Consider the following 21,185-nt stretch of genomic DNA (forward strand, 5'->3'; position numbering starts at 1 on the left):
CCCCGCCGCTCCGCCCCGCCTACCGTGGGCGCTCATGGACCCCCGTAACCCCTGGCAGGCACTCACCCGCCCCCGCTTCCTCCGCAGCTCCTGGCCGTGGCGGACCGTCGGGTTCCTCGCCACCGGCGGAGTCCTCGGGGGTGTCGCCTGCCTCGTGTTCCTCGTGCTCGGCGTGTTCTCGCTGTTCCTCGTCGGGCTGCCGTTGCTCCTGCTCTCCGGGCCCGCCGTCGGCGGCATCGAGCGGCTGCGGCTCCGGCTCGTCGACCTGGACCCCGCCCCCGACCCGCACCGCGTCCCCGCCTCGCCCGGTCTCGCCGCCTGGCTCCGGCTGCGGGCGGGGGAGCAGGCGACCTGGCGGGAGCTCGCGTACGCCCTGCTCCTCGCCACCGTCCTGTGGCCGCTCGACCTCCTCGCGCTCGCCGTCGGCGTCGGCCTGCCGCTCGCGCTCCTCGGCACCCCGCTCCAGCTGGCGGTGGACGGCCAGGAGGCCAAGGTCGTCAAGGCGTACCTGGTCACCTCCTATCCGGAGGCCTTCGGCGCCGCCCTCCTCGGCGCCCTCCTCCTCGTCGCGCTCGTCCACCCCCTCGCCGCCGTCGCCGGGGCCCGCGCCGCCCTCGCCCGCGCCCTGCTCGCCCCGCGCGACACGGAGGCGCGGGACGGCGGGATCGGTGAGGTCATCGCCTCCCGGGCCCGTCTCGTCGACGCCTTCGAGGCCGAGCGGCGACGGATCGAGCGCGATCTGCACGACGGCGCCCAGCAACGCCTGGTCGCCCTCACCATGACCCTCGGCCTGGCCCGGCTCGACGCCCCGCCGGGCCCGCTCGCCGAGCAGCTGGCGAAGGCGCACACGGAGGCCGGCCAGGTCCTGACCGAGCTGCGCGAGCTCATCCACGGCATCCACCCGCAGGTCCTCGCGGACTACGGGCTCGGTCCGGCCCTGGTCGACGCCGCCGACCGGTCCGCCGTACCCGTCGCCACCGACATCGAGCTGCCCCGGCTTCCGGCGTCCGTCGAGAGCGCGGGTTACTTCGCCGGCTGCGAGGCCCTCGCCAACATCGGCAAGCACAGCGGCGCCCGCCGGGCGCGGATCACCGCCCGGCACACGGACGGCGTCCTGCGGCTCGACGTCGAGGACGACGGGCGGGGCGCGGCGGACCCGGCCGGGGGCAGTGGTCTGACGGGCCTCGCCGACCGGCTCGCCGTCCTCGATGGCACACTGACGATCATGAGCCCGAAGGGCGGGCCGACCCTCCTGCGAGTGGAGATCCCGTGTCCCGTACCGACCGAAAGCTCCGCGTCGTCCTCGCCGAGGACAGCGTCCTCCTCCGGGAGGGGCTGATCGGGCTCCTGGCCCGTTTCGGGCACGAGGTCGTCGCGGCCGTCGGTGACGCCGAGGCCCTGCGCGAGGCGGTCGCCGCCCATGATCCGGACATCGTCGTCACCGATGTCCGGATGCCGCCCGGTTTCCAGGACGAGGGGCTGCGCGCGGCGGTGGCGCTCCGCGCCGGGCGGCCCTCCCTGCCGGTCCTCGTGCTCAGCCAGTACGTGCAGCGCAGCTACGCCGCCGACCTGCTCGACGCGGGCGACGGCACCGGCGTCGGCTATCTGCTCAAGGACCGGGTGGGGCAGGTGGAGGAGTTCCTGGACGCCCTGGCCCGGGTCGCGGACGGCGGGACGGTCGTCGACCCCGAGGTCGTACGGCAGCTCCTTCGCCGGCACCGCGATCCACTGGAGGCGCTGACCCCGCGCGAGCGCGAGGTGCTCGGGCTCGTCGCGGAGGGCCGTTCGAACGGGGCGATCGCCCGCCACCTGGTCGTGACCGAGGCGGCCGTCGGCAAGCACATCGGCAACATCCTGGCGAAGCTGGACCTGCCCCCGGCCGACGACACCCACCGCCGGGTCCTCGCCGTCCTCACCTACCTCAGGGCATGAGGACGGGGACACGAAGAAGCCCCCCGCTTCCGCGAGGGGCTTCTTCCGTCTGTGCGCCGCCAGGGACTCGAACCCCGGACCCGCTGATTAAGAGTCAGCTGCTCTAACCAACTGAGCTAGCGGCGCCTGCTGACAGAGAAAATACTACCTGGTCCCGCGGGGTGCTTCTGACCACGCCGTCGGACCGGCCGCGGATTCCGTGGAGTGGTCCTGACCAGGGCGCCGGACCGGTCGCGGATTCCCCGGGATGTCCCCGGCCACGCCGCCGGACCGGTCTCAGATCGCCAGTGAGAGCACCACGGGCGCGGCCCCGCGGTTCAGCGTGTCGGCCGCCGAGCGCAGCCGGTGGGCGTGCTCGATCGGCAGGGAGAGGGCCAGGCAGCCGACGGCGGAGCCCGCCGTCAGCGGGACGGCGGCGCAGACCGTGCCCACCGCGTACTCCTGGAGGTCGAGCACGGGGACGGTCGGCGGCTGGCTGTCGAGCTTGGAGAAGAGGATCCGCTCGCTGGTGATCGTCCGGGAGGTCAGCCGGGCGATCTTGTGCCGGGAGAGGTGGTCCCGCCGTCCGTTCTGGTCGAGCTGGGTGAGCAGGCACTTGCCGACCGCGCTGGCGTGCGCCGCCGAGCGGAAGTCCACCCATTCGTTGACCTTGGGCGTGCGCGGGCCGTCGGCGAACTGGGTGATCTTCACCTCGCCGTCGATGTACCGGCTGATGTAGACCGCCGCGCCGACGGAGTCGCGGAGCTCGGTGAGGGTCTCCTGGAGCTTGGCCTCCAGGGCCTCGCGGCGGGTCATGCCGGAGCCGAGGAGGACGAGGGAGTCCCCGATCACGTACGCGCCGTCGGCGACCTGTTCGACGTACCCCTCGCGGCGGAGCATGAGGAGCAGCGAGGAGAGGTGGGCGGCGGGCAGGCCGGCCTCGCGCGCGATCTGGACGTCTGTCACTCCGCCACCGTGCCGCGAGATCGTCTCGAGGACGCGCAGGGCGTATTGCACCGAGTGGAACGGCGCGGTGGGCTCGGGCTTCAGCGCCACGGTTTCCCCCTACCAGGTTGTGACCGCAAGCTTTCGTACCACGATAGCCGCCAAGCGCCGTTTGCGGGGCGGCTGTTGGCGAGAATGATGCGGGGCATCCGGGCTCTGTGCTGGGGCGCGCCACTCTGGCATATGCCATGGTCATGAGTGTTCGCGAGAGTCTGAGGTCAGGGCCGTGTGCGAGGGTGTTCGCCCGGGCGTTCGACCCCGGGAAGGCCCCTGGAGAACCTCCGGGGGATCTTCGGGGAACGGGGGATTTCCCGGACAGGCGCGCGCGGGAGGCCCGGTCGGTGGCCGAGAACCATCGGAATAAACGGAGACAGCCTCCTGTTATGCCGCTGACGATATGCCCGCACGCGTGCCGAGGAGAGTCCCGAAGGTGACCGACGCTATTCGAGGAGAGGCGCGGGGGGCCGCGCCCGTACCGCTGTCCGTACTGGACCTGGTGACCGTCGGCAGCGGAAGGACCGCGACCCAGGCGCTGGCCACCAGCGTCGAGCTCAGCCGGCTCGCCGAGCGGCGCGGCTTCCACCGGCACTGGGTGGCCGAACACCACTCCATGCCCGGTGTCGCCTCCTCCTCGCCGGCGGTGATCCTCGCCCACCTCGCCGCCCACACCCGGCGCATCCGCCTCGGCTCGGGCGGCGTCATGCTGCCCAACCACGCCCCGCTCGTCATCGCCGAGCAGTTCGGCACCCTGGAGGCCTTCGCCCCGGGCCGGATCGACCTCGGCCTCGGCCGCGCGCCCGGCACCGACGGGGCCACGGCCGCCGCCCTGCGGCGCAGCGACACCCTGAACGAGGGCGCCGACGACTTCCCGGAGCAGCTCGCCGAGCTGACCCGCTTCCTCGACGACGACTTCCCGGACGGCCACCGGTACGCCCGGATCCACGCCGTCCCCGGGCCGGTGCAGGGTCCGAAGGGGCGTCCGCCGATCTGGCTGCTCGGCTCCTCCGGCTTCAGCGCCCGCCTCGCCGGTCTGCTCGGGCTGCCCTTCGCCTTCGCCCACCACTTCTCGGCCAGGAACACCATCCCGGCGCTCGACCTCTACCGGGACTCCTTCCGCCCCTCGGAGCACCTCGACGCCCCCTACGCGATGATCGGCGTCTCGGCCCTCGCCGCCGAGGAGGCGGAGCAGGCCCGCCGCCAGGTCCTCACGGGCGCGCTGTCGATGCTGCGGCTGCGCACCGGCCGGCCGGGGCTCATCCCGACGCCGGAGGAGGCGGCGGCGTACGGATTCAGCCCCGCCGAGCGGGAGTTCGTGGACGGCTGGCTGGCGAACGTCGTGTACGGCACCCCGGACGAGGTCCGCACGGGTCTGGACGACCTGCGGAAGCGGACGGGCGCGGACGAGCTGATGATCACGGCGAACGCGCACGGCGGGGAGGCGCGGCTGCGGAGCTACGAGCTCATCGCGGACGCGTACGGACTCCCGGAGCTGCCGGAGGCCCCGGAGGAGCTGCCCGAGGTCCCGGAGGCGTAGCCCGGAGGTGCGGTCCGAAGGCGCGGTACGCGCGCCGGGGTGTTCCGGGCCGGGGGCGGCCCGGTGAAATCCCTGATCTCCGAGGTCGGCTGGTTCGTTCGCCCGTCCCTCTCACACCACCCCTAAGTGAACCTTAAACCGCTCGTCACCGATGGTGGCGGGCGGTTCCGTTTTGTGCTGCGCCCCTCTGACAAGGCCTTTCTCTCGCGAATTGGTCTAGTCCTCAATCTGGTTCAGACCATTGACGCACTGTTCACGTGCCGGTTATCACTGCTCCAACCCCAGTACGGCACCACCCCCACACCCCCCTTGATGGAGGCCGCACGTGCACCCCCGTAAGCCATTGATCGCCGCGCTCCTCAGCTCGGCCCTCGTCGGCGGCGCCCTCGCGGCGACCGTCGGCCTCGGCTCCGCCCAGGCGGCCGACACGACGGCCACTGCCTCTGCGGGCAACGTGCGCATCGCGTACTACGACCAGTGGAGCGTCTACGGCAACGCGTTCTACCCCAAGCACCTCGACACCCGGGGCATCGCGAGCCAGCTGGACGTCATCAACTACTCGTTCGGCAACATCCACCCCACCAACCTCACCTGTTTCATGGCCAACAAGGCCGCGGGTGACGACAACAACCCCAACGCGGGTGACGGTGCCGGCGACTCGTACGCCGACTACCAGAAGTCCTTCTCCGCGGCGGACAGCGTCGACGGCGTCGCCGACAAGTGGGACCAGCCGATCGTGGGCGTCTTCAACCAGTTCAAGGAGCTGAAGGCGAAGTACCCCCACCTGAAGATCAACATCTCGCTCGGCGGCTGGACGTACTCCAAGTACTTCCACGACGCGGCGAAGACGGACGCGAGCCGCAAGAAGCTCGTCTCCTCCTGCATCGACCAGTACATCAAGGGCAACCTGCCGGTCGAGGGCGGCTTCGGCGGCGCGGGCACGGCGGCCGGCATCTTCGACGGCATCGACATCGACTGGGAGTACCCCGGCTCCTCCGGCGGCCACCTGGGCAACCACTACGGACCCGAGGACAAGCAGAACTTCACCCTGCTCCTCGCCGAGTTCCGCAAGCAGCTCGACGCGCACGGCGCGGCCAACGGCGGCAAGAAGTACCTGCTGACCTCGGCCCTCCCGGCCGGCCAGGACAAGATCAAGTACATCGAGACCGACAAGATCGGCCAGTACTTGGACTACGCCAACATCATGACGTACGACATGCACGGCGCCTGGGACGGCGACGGGCCGACGTACCACCAGTCCCCGCTGTTCCCCTCCACGAACGACCCGACCGACCCGATCGCGCCGGGCACCGAGAAGTACAGCATCGACGCGGCCATCGACTCCTGGATCGACGGCAACCCGGCGTACGGCATCGCGGGCGGCTTCCCCGCGAACAAGCTGACCCTGGGCTACGAGTTCTACTACCGCGGCTGGAAGGGCGTCCCGGCCGGAACGACCAACGGCCTCGCGCAGACCGCCACCGGCGGCTCCAACGCCCGCCCGCTCAGCCAGCAGGCCGGCATCGCGCACTACAAGGAGCTCGGCGGCATCGTCGACAACGCCGCGACCACCTTCTGGGACGACCAGTCCAAGTCCTCGTACTTCTACAAGGACGGCGAGTTCTTCACCGGCCTGAACCAGAAGTCCATCCAGGCCCGGGTGGACTACGGCAAGCAGCGCGGTCTGGCCGGCGCGATGATGTACTCGCTCCTCGGCCTGGACAACAGCGCCACCCTGCTGACCCAGATCAACACGGCACTCGGCGCCACCACCACCCCGCCCACGACGCCGCCCACCACCCCGCCGACGACTCCTCCGACCACGCCTCCGACGACGCCGCCGGCCACGGGCTGCGGCTCGGTCCCGGCGTACGTGGCCGGCACGGTCTACAACGCGGGCAACGAGGTCTCCCACAACGGCCGCAAGTACAAGGCCCAGTGGTGGACCCAGAACGAGACGCCGGGCACGACCGGCGAGTGGGGCGTCTGGAAGGACCTCGGCGCCTGCTGAGGGCCTGACCCGCGAAACTCCGGATGAACCGCTGAACCCCGCATGAACCGCTGCCCCCGCCCGGGACGTCCCCCCGGCCGGGGGCAGTTCCATGCCCGTGAGATCCGTGGACCGCCCCCGTGAACCCTTCCTCCGGACCCTCCCCGCGAAGTCACACCCGCAGCGGCTCCGCGCCGATCAGCTCGGCGATGCGGTCCGGGGCCACCGCCCGCGAGTACAGCCAGCCCTGCCCCGTGTCGCAGCCGATCCGGCGCAGCCGGCTCGCCTGCCCCGAGGTCTCGACGCACTCCGCGGTGACCGTGAGACCGAGCCGGTGCGCGAGCTGGACGAGCGCCTCGACGATCAGCTCGTCCGCCGGGTTGGCGTGCTCCTCGTCCTGGAAGCCGCGCACGAACGATCCGTCCAGCTTGAGCACCGAGACCGGCAGCCGGCTCAGATAGGCCAGGTTCGAGTAGCCGGTGCCGAAGTCGTCGATCGCGATCCGCACCCCCATGTCGCTCAGCGCCTGGAGCGCCTGGAGCGGCCGGCCGGCCGAGCCCATCACGGCGGACTCCGTCAGCTCCAGCTGGAGCAGGTGCGGGGCGAGCCCGGTCTCGGCGAGGATGCCGGCCACGTCCGCGACCAGGTCGGAGTCCCAGACCTGGCGGACCGCCACGTTGACGCTCACGAAGATCGGGCGTTCGCACGGATGGTCCTGCTGCCACTGACGGGCCTGTCGGCAGGCGGTGCGCAGCACCCACCGCCCCAGCTCCACGATGGAGCCGTCCTCCTCGGCGATTCCGATGAACCGATTCGGCGCCAGTGGGCCGAACTGCGGGTGGTTCCAGCGCACCAGCGCCTCCACCCCGCGCACGGCCCCGTCCGCGAGGTCCACGAGCGGCTGGTACTCCAGGCCGAACTCCCCGCGCTCCACGGCGGGCCGCAGGGTGGAGGAGAGCGCCTGCCGGGTCATCCGGTGCGCGTTGCGCTCGGGGTCGAAGAGGGTCCAGCGGGCCTTGCCGTCCGCCTTCGCCCAGTACAGCGTGGTGTCCGCGGCCTGCATCAGGGCCGTCGCGGTCGTCCCGTTCCCGGAGCGCTCGACCACGCCGATCGAGGCGGAGACCGAGAGCCGCTGGCCGGCCAGGTCGAAGGGGTCCTGGAGCGCGTCGAGCACCGAGCGCGCCAGGTCGGCGAGTTGCTCCGTGCCGGTGGAGTCCTCGACCAGGATCGCGAACTCGTCCCCGCCGAGCCGCGCCACCAGATGGCCGCCGCCGCGGGTGTGGCCGTCGCTGTCCGCGCACTCCGTCAGACGTCCGGCGACGGCGGCGAGGAGCCGGTCGCCGACGCGGTGGCCGAGGGTGTCGTTGACCGCCTTGAACCCGTCGAGGTCGAGGTAGCAGAGACCGATCCGCCCTGTTCTGCCATACCCGTAGGACTCGTACGAAGAGCTGACCGCATCTTTCGTTCCGGCGTCGCCCGCGCGGCCGGTGCTCCCGGCACTCCCGGCCTCCTCCGGCTTCTCGGCGCCCACGGCCGCCGTGGCACCCACGGCACCCGCAGCGCCCATGGAGTCCTGGGTGTCCATGGCGTCCTCGGCGTCCTGGGCCGAGGCCTCCAGGGCGGCGGAGAGGCGCTCGAAGAACAGCGCGCGGTTGGGCAGCCGGGTCACCGGGTCGTGCATCTGGAGGTGGCGGAGCCGCGCCTGGAGCTCGCGGCGGTCGCTGATGTCCGCGATCGACAGCAGGACGCGCCGGCTGTCGGGCACGGGGGCGACGGTGACCTCGGCCCACAGCGAGCGCCCGTCGGGGTGCTTGAGGCGGCGCGTGCAGCGGAAGCGGGAGCGGCGGCCGCGCAGCACCTCGCGGTACGCGTGCCAGGTGCGCCCGTCGGACGCGAGGTCGACGAGGTCGGAGGCGACCTGCTCGCGGAGCGCACCGGCCTCGGTGCCGAGGAGGGTGCAGAAGGAGTCGTTGGCCGCGACGACGATCCCGTCCTGGTCGACGACGGCCATGGCGAGCTGGGCGATCCGGAAAGCGGCACGGTAGTCGCGGAGTGCGGCGGCGTGACGCTCCGTGAGAGCGGTCTCCGCCGCGTGCTTCTCCGGCGGCTCTGGGTGCACCGGTCCTTCGGGGGTTCCGCTCACCGCTCGCTCCCGTAGTGCAGTCGGGCCGGTCGCATGTGGTCGGGACGGTCGGCCGAGGAAGAGTGAGCCGATCATAGAGCCAGCGCGGGGGAGCCTTCCAGCTCCGGGGCGCCTCCGGGGAGCCTCCGGCACTGTGAGGCTGCCCACCGACGCACCCTGCACGATCGTTTCTGTGCGGGTCTGACACGGGTCGATGGCATCGTGACCGAATGTGACTTTCCGTGAGCTGAAGCGCGCTCGTGTCGCGTCGCCCCCGTGGCGGGCCCTCACCCGACCGGGGCAGCGGAAACATGCGAAATGCCGCAAATCATCACAAGGTGGGTGGCGTGTCCCGCATTCCCGATCCGGAGGTCCACGTGAGGGGTCAGCAGCCACCCGGGGGAGTGGAACGCTCGCGGCTGCGTGCCGGCGCGGCGGCCTTCACCTCGCTCGCCGCCCTGGCCGCCACCGGGCTCGTCGCAGGGCCCGCCGTCGGCGCGCCCTCGGAGAGCCCCTGCGCCCTGCCCCGCAGCGCGGTCCATCACTCGCTCGGCCTCGACACCTGGAACAGGTCGTACCCGCGCCCCGACCGCACCCTCGACGCGGTCATGATCTTCCTGTCCTTCCCGGACTCCGAGCCGCTCACCGCACCGGCCGAACTCGCGGCCGACCACTTCCCCGCCACCAGCGAGTACTTCTCGCGCGCCTCCTACGGGCGCTTCACCCTGCGCCCGCACCTCCAGCGCGTCTGGACCCCGATGCCCCGGGAGTCGAGCGCGTACGACATACGGCGTGACTGGGACGCCGGCCAGCGCGCCACCTACCTCCGGGACGCGGTCGCGGCCGCCGACGCGAGCGTCGACTTCTCCCGGTACGACATCGTCTACCTGGTCGCCGACCCGGACGCGCCCGGCGTGGACTCCGACGCGACCAAGGTGGTCAACCTCGAACGCCCTCTGGAGGTCGACGGCACCGAGATCAAGCGGGTCGTCACCGTCTTCGAGCGGCATCCGCCCGACCGCAACGTGCTCGCCCACGAGACCGGCCATGTCTTCGACCTGCCGGACCTCTACCACCGGCCGGAGGACGGCAAGGGCGACTGGGACACCCATGTGGGTGACTGGGACGTCATGGGCAGCCAGTTCGGACTCTCCCCGGACCTCTTCGGCTGGCACAAGTGGAAGCTCGGATGGCTCTCCGCCGCCCAGGTGACCTGCGTCCAGGGCGCCGCCCCCCGGGTGGTCGGTCTTGAGCCGACCGACGCCCCGCCGCCGACGGCGGGCGGCACGCTCGGCACCCGGCTCGCGGTGGTCCGCACCGGCCCCGACAGCGTCCTGGCCGTCGAGGCCAGGACCGACGCGGGCAACAACGCCGACACCTGCACCGAGGGCGTGCTGATCTACCGGGTGCGGGCCACCGCCGCCTCCGGTGACGGCCCGGTCGAGGTCGTCGACGCGCACCCGCGCACCGACGCCTGCTGGGAGCGCTCCGTCTACCCGCCGCTCGCGGACGCCCCGCTGGAGGAGGGCGAGACCCTCACGGTGCCGGGGACCGGGATCCGGGTCGAGGTCATGGACCGCACCGAGACGGACGGCTGGACGGTCAGGATCACTCCGCCCGCCGTCGACTGACCGGAAGAAGCCCGGAAAGGCCCGGAAAGGGCCTTGAGCACGAAGAAGCCCCTCGCTTCCGCGAGGGGCTTCTTCCGTCTGTGCGCCGCCAGGGACTCGAACCCCGGACCCGCTGATTAAGAGTCAGCTGCTCTAACCAACTGAGCTAGCGGCGCCTGCTGACGTCGTAGACATTAGCACCCGGATCGGCGGGAGGAAAAATCGATACCCGCACGTCGGCGGCGGAGAGCGTCCGGACGGCCCGCACGCAGGCCCAGAGCATGACCTCGGGTCCCGGCAGCCAGGGGTGCCGGGTGTCGGGGGCCACCAGCCAGTGGGGGCCGGAGGGGCCGGAAGGCGCCAGCGGCGGCACGGTCACCGCGTCCCCGACCCCGTGACAGAGCGGCCGGGGAACCGCCTCTCCCCATTCCTCCCAGTCGAGCAGGGCCGGCAGCCGCTGAGCCGTGCCGGGCGCGGCGAACAGCATCATCCGGCCCCGGTGCACGGCGACGGGCCCCGACCCCGGGCCCTCCGTCCACAGACGGTCCAGCATCCGCCGCCCGAAGACCGGGTCCACGTTGACGACGTCGAAGACCGTCCCGCAGGGCAGTACGGCGGGTGAGGCCGGCCGGGACTCCCAGCGGGTGAGGGCGGTCCCGCGGCCCCCGGCGGCCGAGGCGAGCCAGGCGGCCCCGTCGGCGGTCACCCGGGCCGTCTGGTGCCGACCCTCGTCACCCTCCCGGAGGAACCGGAAGATGTCGTGCGAGATGTCGTGCGAGGTCTCGTGAGAGGTCTCTTCGCGCAGCCACGTCGTCGTCATGACTTCAGGTCTACCGGGAGTGACGCGACGAGCGCCGAGGGTTCGCGAATCCCGGACAAGAGGGGCGGGTGAGGAGTATCGTGCGGCCCGCATATGCCAGGCGGCAGGTCGGCGGCCGCTGCCCACCGCCGCGCCGCAGGCCCCTGCCTCACCGCCGCGCCGGCCGCCGCTGCCCGTCGCCGCGCCCGCCGTCGCCGCCCGGTCCGCGACTCCCGGCCCCTCGCTCCCGGTCCGCCGCTCCCGGTCTACTCCTCCGCCGGGCGTCCGTCCGTCCGGATCAGGCCGCGGCCGAACTCGATCATCTTCCGGGCGTAGTCCTCGGTCCACTGCGCCCGCTCCGCGACGTCCGCCGCCGTCAGCCGGTCGAACCGGCGCGGATCCGCGAGCTGCGCCGCCGCGATCGCCTGGAACTCGGTCGCCCGGTCCGTCGCCGCGCGGAACGCGAGCGTCAGCTCCGTCGCGCGGGTCAGCAGCTCGCGCGGGTCCTCTATCGACTCCAGGTCGAAGAAGTGCTCCGGATCGGCGGTCGCCTCGGCAGGCTCGAAGATCAGCGGAGCCGGCCTGAGCCGCCGCTGTCCGCTCCGTTCCGCGGGTTCCGCCATCGTTCGTCTCCTCCTCGCACAGGCACGGCCCGGAGCCCCGGGCCGTCTCTTTCATTGTCCCGCGTCGCGCAAGAGCGCGTCGCTTCTGCCGCGCGCCCCCGTAGAGCTTCCCCGCCCCCCGGCCGGCCCTGGCGTCAGCCGTCGAGACCGCGCAGGAGCAGGCGGAGGCCGCCGAAGAACTCCTGGTCCCGGGGCACCCCGCGGGCGTCGCGCGCGGTCTCGGTCAGATGGGGGAAGCGGTCCTCCGGGAGCGCGGCGATGACCGCCGTGCCCGCGCCGGCGAGCGGTCCCAGGTGTTCGAGCTGGATCGCTCCGGTGATGTAGCCGTGGAGCGCGCGCAGGGCGACGACGCGCTGCTCGCCGCCGACTCCCGCCTCGGTCAGGATTCCCAGCACGGTCTCCGACCAGCGGAGACCGCCGGTCGCGCGGTGCCGGTGGGCGAGCGTGAGGGGGATGGCCTCCGGGTGCTCGGCGACGCCGTCGCGCAGCCGGCCGGCCATGACCTCGATCCGCTCGCGCCAGGGGGCGTCCGTGTCCGGCGGGGTGGTGTCGACGGAGCCGAGGACGCGTTCGGCCACGAGCCCTTCCAGTTCCTCCCGGTCGGTCACGTAGCGGTAGAGCCCCATGGGGCTCATGCCGAGTTCCTTGGCGACGACGCGCATGGAGAGGGCGGAGAGCCCTTCGCGGTCGATGGCGGCGAGGGCCGCGGCACGACTCGGGCCGGTCGGCTGCCCGGACGGCCCGCCGGCTGCCCGGACGGCCCGTCGACCGGGCCACGACGGCGTCCGGTCCGGGCAAGGCGGCGTCCGGTCCCGGTCGAGGCGGCGGTCCGGCCCCCGGTTACGACGGCTTCCAGCTCACCCGGTGTTCCTCCAGGTGGGAGAGGACCGCGTGGTTCGCCTCCCAGCCGTCCGGGAACGACACCGCGACCCCCAGCTGGACCGGCTCCGTCGACGGATGCTCGTCGAGGAGCTCCGCCACCCCGGCCCGGCAGACCACCACGCACGCGTGCCGGTGCCGGGAGGCGAGCACGCACAGCCGGCCCGTCTCCAGATGGAAGGCCGTCGCGTCCGGGCGTCCGGACAGCGGGTGGAGGACGACCGTCACGTCGTACTCCCGCCCCTGGAGCCGGTTCGCGGTGTCCACCGTCACGCCCGTCACGCCGAGCTCCGCGAGCGCCGCCCTGACCGCCGCCGCCTGGTCGCGGTGGGCGGTGCCGACGGCGACCCGGTCCGGGGTCAGGGGCACGGGGGTCTCCGAGCGCTCCGAGACCGCCGCCCCGCCCCGGTCCAGGAGCCGGCGCACCACCAGGGCGACCGCGCCGACGGCCTCGGGGTCGGTGCGCGGGGTGTGCCGGGCCGGCAGTTCGAGCAGGCCCCAGCCCGACTCCGCCGCCTCGTCGAGGACCCGGTCGGGGCCCGAACCGTCCGACGGCACACCGAAGGACAGCTTCCGGTCCCCGTGTCCGGTGCCGCTGCGGAACGGCGTGAACGGGTAGAAGGCGTCCGACACCAGCGGCGCCGCCGACGCGGGCAGCCGCCAGGACACCGGAAGCCGGTGCTGCGGCAGTTCCGGGTTGTGCGCGAGCAGGGTGGAGACCGCGCTCGCCGACGGGTCGTACGAGAGTCCGGCCCACTGCTCCGCGCCCACCACCGAGAACGGGTCCAGCTGCCCGGGGTCGCCCACGAACAGCGCCCGCTCGAAGAGCCCCGCGACGGCGAGCAGCGCGTCCGAGCGCATCTGGTACGCCTCGTCGACGATCGCGTGCGCCCACGGCTCGACGTTCTTCACGTGCCCCCACTTGGCGGCCGTGGAGATCACCACCGGAAGCCCGGCCAGCTCACCGGCCTTCGCGGACTTCCGTACGTTCTCCAGGTCGTCGAGCGCCTTGTCGTACGGGTCGCTGTCGCTCGAGTGCAGCCGGCCCACCTCGAGCCCGGGTTCCTTCTCGGCGAGCCGCAGCACCAGGTCGTCGACCTGCGCGTTCGTCTGGGCCACCACCATGAGGGGGCGTCCGGCGGCGGCCAGTTCGAGCGCGGCCCGCACCACAAGGGTCGACTTCCCGGCACCGGGCGGGGAGTCGACGACGACACCCCGCGAGGTGCCGTGCAGGGTGTCCGCCAGGATGGCGTCCGTCGCCCGCCCGGCCTCCGCGGAAGGATCGAACACGGTCACAGCACGTCCTCGGGGGTCACGGCGTCGGGCAGTTCCACGGTGTCCGTCCGGGGCGGACCGCCGTGCGTCCAGGGCGTCTCCTCCGGGTCCGGCAGCTGCGGCCCGACCCGCTGGTCGTGCTCGAACAGCGTCCAGGCGATCCCCTCGCCCTTCTCCGGCACCGAACCCTCCGCGGGCTCCTTGGACCGGCCCATCCTGTCGAGGAGCCGAAGGAGCAGCGAGCCGTCCTCCTCGTACCGCACGAACTCCGCCGTCTGCGGCTTCCCGTCGAGCGAGCGGTACACCCGCGTCTTCTCGGCCAGATGCGGCCGGTCCTCCGTGCGGACCGTGAGGAGCGGGCGCGGCGCGGGCCGCTTCGACTCCGTCCACGCCATCGTCACCTCGGCCACCTCGGCCGTGAACGCCTCGCCCGCGAGCCGCCGTCCGGCGAACACCAGCGGATCGTCGAGGGCCTCCTGCGCCTCCAGCTGACCCTGGGCCTGCTCGCGGGCCGCGAGCTTGCGGGCCGCCGTCACCGCGTCGTCCCGGCGCGGCTGCGGCGGCTCGCCGGCCGCGACCCGGTCGCGGTGAGCGGTGAAGGACCAGCGGTCCCGGGTCCAGCGGTCCTCGACCCTGGCGCCCTCCGGCAGCTCCCGCAGCAGGCCGACCGCCCGCCAGACCGCGTCCCAGGTCGGCCTCAGCTGGGAGTCGACGAGGCGGCGCAACTCCCGCTCGGCCCGGTGCAGTTCGCCGAGTGCGACGTCGGCCGCCTCGCCGTCCTCGGCCGCGCCGAAGGCCTGCCGGGCCCGGTCGTACCGCTCGATCGCGGGCGCGAGCAGCTTGTTGTCGAAGGCGGGATCGGTGGCCGGGCCGGCCGGCGGGCAGAGCAGCTGCCCCTGGGAGTCCCGGCCCGTCTCGGCCCGCAGCGCCCCCGCCGCGCCCGGCTCCCCGTCGTGGGGGTCGATCCAGGCGAGCAGCGCGCCCAGGTGCTGGTCCTCCAGGGAGGACTGGCCCGTCGCCCAGTGCCGGTTGAGCAGGTCGGTCGCCGCGAGCAGCAGCGAGGAGCCGGGCACCCGGGCCCGGTCGCCGAAGTGCGTCAGCCAGCGTCCGAGCAGCGGCACGCGCGGCGGCGCGGGGAACGGCGTCTCCGGATCCTGCTCGGCCGTCCGCCGGAACCGCGTGGAGCGTCCGAGCAGCCGTACGTACTCGACGCCGGCCCGGCTCGGCACGATCAGCTGCGGCGCGTCCGCGCACAGTTCGACCTCGACCCTCACCTTCTTGCCGGTCTCGGGATCGACCTCGCTCTTCTCCGCCGCCTCGACGACGTCCGTGAACGAGTCGACGTACGGCAGGATCTCCTCGGCCAGATCGGCGAGGAACGTGAACCGCAGGTCACGGTCGCGGGGTTGGGGCACCACCAGGAGCCGGGGCGCCTCGCGGTCGGTGCCGACCAGCGCGCCGAGCGGGGCACCCGCCTCACCGGCCGTCGTCAGCGGGACGAGGACGAGCGGCCGCTCGGAGACCCGCCGGTGGCGGACGGTCGCCAGGGGCTGTGCCCGGCCCGACTCGACGGCCTCCATCCGGGCCAGGGTGGAGATCAGCGACATGCCGACACCCCCGCGGCCTCGGACAGCGCCTCCGCGCGCAGCGTCCGCGCCCTGCGCAGCGCCGCCACCGCCGGGTCCTCCGGGTCGCCCTCCTCGCCGCGCGCCGCCGCGAGGACCGCGCCGACCGTCGTCAGGCCGCCCAACTCGCCCCGTACCGAACGACCCAGGGTCTCCACCGCGCCCGCCTCCCGGGACCGGCCCCGGCAGTGGAAGGCCAGCTCGCAGGCGGCCAGGCACTCCGGCGCGTACTGATGGGGGACGGACTCCACGGCCGCCGTCAGCTCCTCCGCCGACCGCTCCGCCACGTCGAAGCTCGTGCCCTCCGGCAGGGCCTCCGCGATCTCGTCGACGCGGGTCAGCCGGGCGAGCTGCCGCCGGGTCACCGACCGCTGCTTGCGCACGTCGACGACCGACGCCGTCGGCATGTTCGAGAAGTCCTTCGGGCAGACGAGCAGCACCGAGTGCGCGACCCGGGCGCCCTCCGTGAGGGCCGCCACCCGCTCCAGGGCAAGGACGTACACCGCGGCCTGGCGGGCCGCCGCGCCCACCTTCGACGCGTCGGCCGCGCCGTCGACCATCGGGAACGACTTGATCTCGACGACCGTCCAGCCGCCGTCGGGACGGACCACCACCGCGTCCGGCTCCAGGTACACCGGCGAGCCCGCCACCTCCAGGGCGAGCAGGGGATGGTCGAGCAGCGCCCAGGTCCCGGCCCCGGTCGCCTCCCGCAGCGCGAGCGCCGTGCGCGCCACCCGGCCCTCCGGTCCGGCCGCCGCCAGATCGGGCACGGACACCGTGCCCGGCTCCTCGACCCCGATCAGGCGCAGCAGTTCACGGCCACCGTCCGCCTTGACCTTCGCCTCGAAGGAGTTGCCCCGCACGATCGCGAACTGCGACTGCCCGAACGGGGCCGGCGAGCCGAGCCTCGCGGCGAGCACGGACTTGTCGACCCCGGCGCCGTCGAGGAGGGCCCGCCGCCGGCAGCCGGGGTTGGCCGCGAGCGCCGCGAGCGCCCGCGCGTCCAGCGGACGCGGAGGAATGGCCGGTCCGCGTAGCTCAGCGAGCAGTCGACGTGTCGTCCGCGGTGTGGGTGACAGACCGCTGTCCAGGGATGCGCTCACCCGCGGAAGTCTCCCATCCGCCACTGACAACCGGAGGCGCTTCCGTCGTTCCGCGCCGCCGGCCGGTGAGCCGCGGCACGTGCGGGGCCGGCAGCAGACCGGCGCCCATCACCGCCGCGCCGGCGACCGCGTCGAGCGGACAGTGGTGGGCGGTCCCACCACGACGACCCTGGTGAGCAGCGGATACGCCACCCCGAGCGCCTTCGTGACCGGTGTCCGCCCGTACCGCCACAGCATCACCCCGCGCACCACAGCGCCCGGCCGACGCGCGGGCCGGGCATGGCCGCCTACTGGTTCGTCGGACCGCCGAGCCCGCGCGGCGCGCCGGCCTCGCCGCCCCACCGGCCGTACGCGCCGAAGTGCGCCCTCGTGTCCGTGAAGCCGTGGACCGGGTCGAGAAGGTCCCCCAGACGGTCATCGCCCCGGGGAGTGGACGCCGGGCGCCGCCGGGGGGTTGCCCGGACGTCACCCCGAATCCACGTGGGCGATGATGGGAGAGGCACGTCCGCACCGTGAACCTCTGGAGCGTCCTTCCCATGGCACCGCGCATCCTGCTCGCCCGTCACGGCCAGACCGAGTGGTCCCTGCTCGGCCGGCACACCGGCAGGACCGACATCCCGCTGCTCGACGAGGGGCGGCGCGGCGCGAAGCTGCTCGGCGAGCGCCTCCACCGCGGCCCCTGGCAGGGACTGCCCGGCGTGGAGGTGCGCACCAGCCCGCTGGTCCGCGCGAGCGAGACCTGCGACCTGGCCGGCTTCGGCGACCGGGCCGAACCCTGGGACGCGCTCATGGAGTGGGACTACGGGGCGTACGAGGGGATGACCCCGCCCGAGATCCAGGCCGTCCAGCCGGGCTGGTTCATCTGGCGCGACGGCGTCCCCGACGGGGAGACCCTGGCACAGCTGTCCGACCGCGCCGACGAGATCGTGAACTGGGCCCGCTCCGCCGACCGTGACGTGCTGGTCTTCGCCCACGGGCACATCCTGCGTTCGATCGGCGCCCGCTGGCTCGGTGAGGACGTCTCCTTCGCCTCCCGCATCCGCCTCGACCCGACGAGCCTCTCCGTCCTCGGCTGGGCGTACGGCGCCCCGGCGTTCGAACGCTGGAACGACACCGGCCACCTGGAGCAGTGACGGCCGGGGGGCCTCAGTACGCGGCGAGCACCCGGCGGGTCTCGGAGAGCATTCCGCGGATCCGGGCCGAGGCGATGCCGTCCAGGGAGCCCACCACCCGCTTGGCCTCCGCAGCCGCCTCGTCCGGGCGTCCGGCGTGCGCCAGGTCCTTGGCGAGGTGGGCGCGGTAGAGCGCCAGGTTCCTGGCGAAGTGCGGGTTCTGCAGGACCGTGGCCCGGTGGGCGTGCCGGGCGGCCCGGCCCCAGTCGCCGAGGGCCGACCAGCACTGGGCCTCCAGGGCCTCCCGCTCCGGCTCCCCGAAGAACGACATCCACTCGGGGTCGCCGTCGGCCGGGCCCCGGTCGAAGAAGCCGTGGGCGCGGCCGAGCGCCTGCTCACAGGCGGAGCGGTCGCCGAGCCCCGCCCACGCGCCCGCCTCCCGCAGCGAGAGCAGCGAGAGCAGCCGGGCCGAGTCCAGCGGCTGCGCGGCCCGCAGTCCCGCCTGCGCCGCCCGCACCGCCTCGCGGTACCGGCCGGTGTCCCGGGCCAGGAAGGACGTGTTGCAGAAGGCGTGCGCCTCCAGGGCCGCGTTCCCCGACACGCGCGCGGTGGCGAGGGCCTCGGCGTAGTGCGAGCGCGCGTCCTCGTGCCGGCCCGAGTCGTGGGCCAGCCAGCCGACGGAGAGGGAGAGCTCGCCCGCGCCCGCGTGCAGCCGGTCCTCGGTGGAGCGGCGGGTCATGGTGCCCGTGTCGAGCAGCGCGTACGCGGCACGCAGCGGCTGGGCGGCGACCTTGTAGAGCCCGTCGGCGCCGTGCCGGTCGTCGAGCAGACGGATCTGTCGTACGGCGTCCTCGACGGCCCGCACCTCGGCGTCGCCGACGCGGTGGGTGCCGCGGGGGGCGGGGATCGCGACGGCGGGGCCGCCGAGTCCCAGCGAGGCGGCCGCCAGGGTGGCGGAGCCGCTCGTCATGAATGCGCGACGCAGCACGTCGCTCTCCTCATCGTTCCGGGTGGTGATGGCGGCGGGAGGCGCTGTCCCGGCCGGGACGGCCTGCCGCCGGCCGCGCACCGTCTCCCGCGCGGAGAACCCCAGGTCGGCGAGGCCGAGGCCGGGGAACATGTGCAGGAAGACCCGCTCGTACGCGTAGTTGGGGCAGCGGATCTCGCCCGCCTCCACGCGTCCGATGTAGCGGGCGTCGCACGCGACCTGTTCGCCGATCTCCCGCGCCGCCCGGCGGACCGCCGCGGCGAACTCCGCCGGTGAATGCTGTCCGCGGAGCCGGCGGAAGGCGAGATTGGGAACTGCCCGTGACGTCGCCATGGCCGAGCCCTCTCCTGTGCTGCCGGGTGGTGGTCCGGCAGCACAGGAACGTACCTGCTGTGACCGGACGCGTACGCAGAGTTTGGCTACAAATCGGATATCTCGCCTGCGATCTGCCATGAACTGCCATCCTTTGCGGCGGCATGGCGCCGTAGCCGTTGACGCGCACGGGCGTTGAACCGTAAGGGAGAGACGGAACGTGTCTCCTCAGGAGCGAGGAGGGGTCCCCATGTCGGAGATCGGATCGCAGTCGGTTGCGTGGAACGCGCCCGCCCCGGACACCGACGGCCCCAAGCCTGCCGCCGGACCCTGGGACCTGGTGACCGTCCCCGTCCGGCAGGGCCTGGAGGCCGTCGACATCCTGCGGCGCGGCGCCGCCCCCGCCGTCGGGTCCGTGGTGCACGACGGCGCCTGCGACACCCTCGGCTTCCTGGTGCCGCCGGGGACCGCCGCCGCCTGGGACATGCCGGGCAGCGCCTGTACGCGGACCTCGGGGCGCGGCCTGCGCCTCCCCGAGCTGCCGGAACTGCCCGAACCGGCGGGCGACGCGCCCCGCCCGGCCGGCTGGCTGCTGCCGCCGGGGGACACCGATCCCGTCACCGACCCCGTCGTCCTCCGGGAGGCGCTCGGCGAGGCGGCCAGGCTCATCGAGGCGGCCGACGGCTGCCACTGAGCCCCCGCCGGGCCCACGCGCGGGCGGTGCCGCCGCGACTGCCCGGATAATGGGCCCGTGGCCAGGAACAAGCAGCGCGAGCGGGCGGCGGCCGCCGCCCCCGTCGCCGAGACCGTCGACGGCGGACTCGCCGAACTCATACCCGACCGGGAACGCCCCCGCGCCTGGACGCTCCTCATCGACGGCGCCCCGCAGTCCCACGTGGACCTCGACGACCCGGCCCACCTCTCCTTCGAGTACCAGCGGCGCCTCGGCCACATCGCCGACCTCGCCGCCCCGCCGAACCGGCCGCTCCAGGTCGTCCACCTCGGCGGCGGCGCCTTCACCCTCGCCCGGTACGTCGCCGCGACCCGGCCCCGTTCCACCCAGCAGATCGTGGAACTCGACGCCCGCCTCGTCCAGCTCGTCCGCAGGGAACTGCCGCTGGACGCCGGGGCCCGCGTCCGGGTCCGCTCCACCGACGCCCGCGAAGGCCTCGCCAAGGTCCAGGACGGCTGGGCCGACCTGGTCATCGCCGACGTGTTCGGCGGGGCCCGCACTCCGGCCCATCTGACCAGCACCGAGTTCCTCGCCGAGGTGCGCCGGGTGCTGCGGCCCGGCGGCTTCTACGCGGCCAACCTCGCCGACGGACCGCCACTGACCCATCTGCGCGGCCAGATCGCCACGGCCGCCGCCGTCTTCCCCGAGCTCGCGCTGACCGCCGACCCGACGGTGCTGCGCGGCCGCCGCTTCGGCAACGCGGTGCTGCTCGCCTCGGACCGGGAGCTGCCGGTGGCCGAGCTGACCCGCCGGGTCGCCACCGACCCGCACCCGGGACGCGTCGAACACGGGCGGGCGCTCGCCGACTTCACCGGGGGAGCGGTGCCGGTCACCGACGCGAGCGCCAAGCCCTCGCCCGCGCCGCCCGCGTCCGCCTTCCGCTGAGGGCCCCGGACCCAGGACCCCGGATCCCGGACGCCGGATCCCGGACGCCGCCTACGCCTGCCGGTCCTCGATCTCGACGCGGGGCGCCGTGTCGTGCCAGACGCAGAAGACGGACAGTTCGCGGCCGTCCGCGGTGAAGGTGACCCGGATCCAGGCCGGCTGCTTCCACACCTGCATCTGCCAGCCGGAGGCGGGCGTCGCCGAGACCAGTTCGGCCGAGGTCTCCCCGAGGTCGAAGGTGACCCGGCCGCCGTCGACCGTGTAGGTCTTCACACGCGAGCTGTCCGAGCCGGAGCCGGGCGGGGTGGCGGCCGGGGGTGCCGCCGTGGTGGGCCTCGCCGTCCGGGAGGGGGTCGCCGCGGGCGGGGCCGGGGTCGTGCGGCCACCGCTCGGCGTGGGCTTCGCCGTCGTCGCGGGCGCGGAGGGCGTGGAGGGCTCGGTGGTGCCGGGCCACCGGGTCGAGGAGGTCAGCGGATCGCTGCCGGCGGAGACCGCTTCGCCGCTGCTCCCGGCCGGGAGGGGCAGCGCGCGAGGAGGGTCGTACACCGTGCCGGACAGCACCGTGTGCACTCCCCACCAGGACAGGGTGACCGCCGCGCCGGTGGCGAGCGACCAGGCCAGGGCGTGAACGAGTCCTCTTCGCATCGGGGCCATACTGCACCACCCCCGGCGGGCCCGT

Annotated in this window: 18 protein-coding genes, 2 tRNA genes and 1 pseudogene; 8 read left to right on the forward strand and 13 right to left on the reverse strand. The window is 73.6% G+C overall.

Features of this window, described 5'->3' with window-relative positions; all coding sequences use genetic code 11:
* The first annotated feature begins 34 nt into the window (after positions 1 to 34).
* Both ACFWUY_RS00585 and ACFWUY_RS00590 read left to right on the forward strand, forming a co-directional pair.
* Positions 35 to 1,339, forward strand: coding sequence for a sensor domain-containing protein (locus tag ACFWUY_RS00585; RefSeq protein WP_384100397.1), 1,305 nt, complete (start codon positions 35 to 37; stop codon positions 1,337 to 1,339).
* Positions 1,270 to 1,932 (forward strand): response regulator, encoded by a 663-nt coding sequence (locus ACFWUY_RS00590; protein ID WP_384100399.1) that lies wholly within the window; start codon positions 1,270 to 1,272, stop codon positions 1,930 to 1,932. The genes ACFWUY_RS00585 and ACFWUY_RS00590 overlap by 70 nt, the downstream gene beginning before the upstream one ends.
* A 52-nt stretch (positions 1,933 to 1,984) precedes the next feature.
* Here the strand turns inward: ACFWUY_RS00590 and ACFWUY_RS00595 are convergent.
* Positions 1,985 to 2,058: transfer RNA gene (locus tag ACFWUY_RS00595), tRNA-Lys, on the reverse strand.
* Positions 2,059 to 2,208: 150 nt separating this feature from the next.
* On the reverse strand, positions 2,209 to 2,967 hold the full coding sequence (locus ACFWUY_RS00600) for an IclR family transcriptional regulator (RefSeq protein ID WP_384100401.1): 759 nt from the start codon (positions 2,965 to 2,967) through the stop codon (positions 2,209 to 2,211).
* Between the two features lie 379 nt (positions 2,968 to 3,346).
* Here ACFWUY_RS00600 and ACFWUY_RS00605 point away from each other — a divergent pair, with 379 nt between their 5' ends.
* Together ACFWUY_RS00605 and ACFWUY_RS00610 are read left to right on the forward strand one after the other, a co-directional pair.
* The gene (locus ACFWUY_RS00605) at positions 3,347 to 4,450 is read left to right on the forward strand and encodes an LLM class flavin-dependent oxidoreductase (protein WP_384100403.1); all 1,104 of its coding nucleotides are present in this window, start codon (positions 3,347 to 3,349) and stop codon (positions 4,448 to 4,450) included.
* Positions 4,451 to 4,775: 325 nt separating this feature from the next.
* Entirely contained in the window at positions 4,776 to 6,461 is a 1,686-nt protein-coding gene (locus tag ACFWUY_RS00610) for a glycosyl hydrolase family 18 protein (RefSeq protein WP_384100405.1), read from the forward strand.
* Between the two features lie 151 nt (positions 6,462 to 6,612).
* Here the strand turns inward: ACFWUY_RS00610 and ACFWUY_RS00615 are convergent, their stop codons facing one another.
* The gene (locus ACFWUY_RS00615; protein ID WP_384100407.1) at positions 6,613 to 8,583 is read right to left on the reverse strand and encodes a putative bifunctional diguanylate cyclase/phosphodiesterase; all 1,971 of its coding nucleotides are present in this window, start codon (positions 8,581 to 8,583) and stop codon (positions 6,613 to 6,615) included.
* A 326-nt stretch (positions 8,584 to 8,909) separates the two neighbouring features.
* Here ACFWUY_RS00615 and ACFWUY_RS00620 point away from each other — a divergent pair, with 326 nt between their 5' ends.
* On the forward strand, positions 8,910 to 10,193 hold the full coding sequence (locus tag ACFWUY_RS00620; RefSeq protein ID WP_384100408.1) for a M6 family metalloprotease domain-containing protein: 1,284 nt from the start codon (positions 8,910 to 8,912) through the stop codon (positions 10,191 to 10,193).
* 81 nt (positions 10,194 to 10,274) lie between these two features.
* On the opposite strand, the gene ACFWUY_RS00625 is transcribed toward ACFWUY_RS00620, so the two are convergent.
* The 8 genes and pseudogenes from ACFWUY_RS00625 to ACFWUY_RS00660 form a co-directional block, all read right to left on the reverse strand.
* A tRNA-Lys gene (locus tag ACFWUY_RS00625) sits at positions 10,275 to 10,348 on the reverse strand.
* Positions 10,339 to 10,992 carry a hypothetical protein gene (locus ACFWUY_RS00630; RefSeq protein WP_384100410.1) on the reverse strand — a complete coding sequence of 218 codons (654 nt, stop codon included), beginning with the start codon at positions 10,990 to 10,992 and terminating at the stop codon, positions 10,339 to 10,341. Before ACFWUY_RS00630 ends, ACFWUY_RS00625 begins: the two co-directional genes overlap by 10 nt.
* 245 nt (positions 10,993 to 11,237) lie before the next feature.
* On the reverse strand, positions 11,238 to 11,594 hold the full coding sequence (locus tag ACFWUY_RS00635; RefSeq protein WP_384100412.1) for a hypothetical protein: 357 nt from the start codon (positions 11,592 to 11,594) through the stop codon (positions 11,238 to 11,240).
* Positions 11,595 to 11,728: 134 nt separating this feature from the next.
* Complete coding sequence (locus ACFWUY_RS00640) at positions 11,729 to 12,256, reverse strand: TetR/AcrR family transcriptional regulator C-terminal domain-containing protein (protein ID WP_384100414.1); 528 nt, start codon at positions 12,254 to 12,256, stop codon at positions 11,729 to 11,731.
* 178 nt (positions 12,257 to 12,434) lie between these two features.
* Entirely contained in the window at positions 12,435 to 13,769 is a 1,335-nt protein-coding gene (locus tag ACFWUY_RS00645; RefSeq protein WP_384100416.1) for an AAA family ATPase, read from the reverse strand.
* Positions 13,766 to 15,355 carry a hypothetical protein gene (locus ACFWUY_RS00650; protein ID WP_384100418.1) on the reverse strand — a complete coding sequence of 530 codons (1,590 nt, stop codon included), beginning with the start codon at positions 15,353 to 15,355 and terminating at the stop codon, positions 13,766 to 13,768. The genes ACFWUY_RS00645 and ACFWUY_RS00650 overlap by 4 nt, the downstream gene beginning before the upstream one ends.
* Positions 15,346 to 16,476, reverse strand: a complete 1,131-nt coding sequence (locus ACFWUY_RS00655) for a hypothetical protein (RefSeq protein ID WP_384100420.1) — start codon at positions 16,474 to 16,476, stop codon at positions 15,346 to 15,348. The genes ACFWUY_RS00650 and ACFWUY_RS00655 overlap by 10 nt, the downstream gene beginning before the upstream one ends.
* Positions 16,412 to 16,877 (reverse strand): annotated as a pseudogene (locus ACFWUY_RS00660) (phosphatase PAP2 family protein); the annotation flags it as partial. The gene ACFWUY_RS00655 and the pseudogene ACFWUY_RS00660, both read right to left, overlap by 65 nt.
* Positions 16,878 to 17,012: 135 nt before the next feature.
* On the opposite strand from ACFWUY_RS00660, the gene ACFWUY_RS00665 reads away from it, so the two are divergent.
* Complete coding sequence (locus ACFWUY_RS00665; protein ID WP_384100422.1) at positions 17,013 to 17,609, forward strand: histidine phosphatase family protein; 597 nt, start codon at positions 17,013 to 17,015, stop codon at positions 17,607 to 17,609.
* Between the two features lie 13 nt (positions 17,610 to 17,622).
* On the opposite strand, the gene ACFWUY_RS00670 is transcribed toward ACFWUY_RS00665, so the two are convergent.
* Positions 17,623 to 18,909 carry a tetratricopeptide repeat protein gene (locus tag ACFWUY_RS00670; RefSeq protein ID WP_384100424.1) on the reverse strand — a complete coding sequence of 429 codons (1,287 nt, stop codon included), beginning with the start codon at positions 18,907 to 18,909 and terminating at the stop codon, positions 17,623 to 17,625.
* A gap of 229 nt (positions 18,910 to 19,138) precedes the next feature.
* Here ACFWUY_RS00670 and ACFWUY_RS00675 point away from each other — a divergent pair, with 229 nt between their 5' ends.
* Both ACFWUY_RS00675 and ACFWUY_RS00680 read left to right on the forward strand, forming a co-directional pair.
* A complete protein-coding gene (locus ACFWUY_RS00675; protein WP_384100426.1) occupies positions 19,139 to 19,582 on the forward strand; it encodes a hypothetical protein in 444 nt (147 codons plus the stop codon).
* A gap of 57 nt (positions 19,583 to 19,639) precedes the next feature.
* The gene (locus ACFWUY_RS00680) at positions 19,640 to 20,506 is read left to right on the forward strand and encodes a spermidine synthase (RefSeq protein WP_384100428.1); all 867 of its coding nucleotides are present in this window, start codon (positions 19,640 to 19,642) and stop codon (positions 20,504 to 20,506) included.
* Positions 20,507 to 20,557: 51 nt separating this feature from the next.
* Here ACFWUY_RS00680 and ACFWUY_RS00685 read toward each other — a convergent pair whose 3' ends face one another.
* A complete protein-coding gene (locus ACFWUY_RS00685; protein ID WP_384100429.1) occupies positions 20,558 to 21,160 on the reverse strand; it encodes a hypothetical protein in 603 nt (200 codons plus the stop codon).
* Positions 21,161 to 21,185: the final 25 nt, after the last annotated feature.

Source organism: Streptomyces sp. NPDC058664 (assembly GCF_042716635.1).
GTDB lineage: Bacteria > Actinomycetota > Actinomycetes > Streptomycetales > Streptomycetaceae > Streptomyces.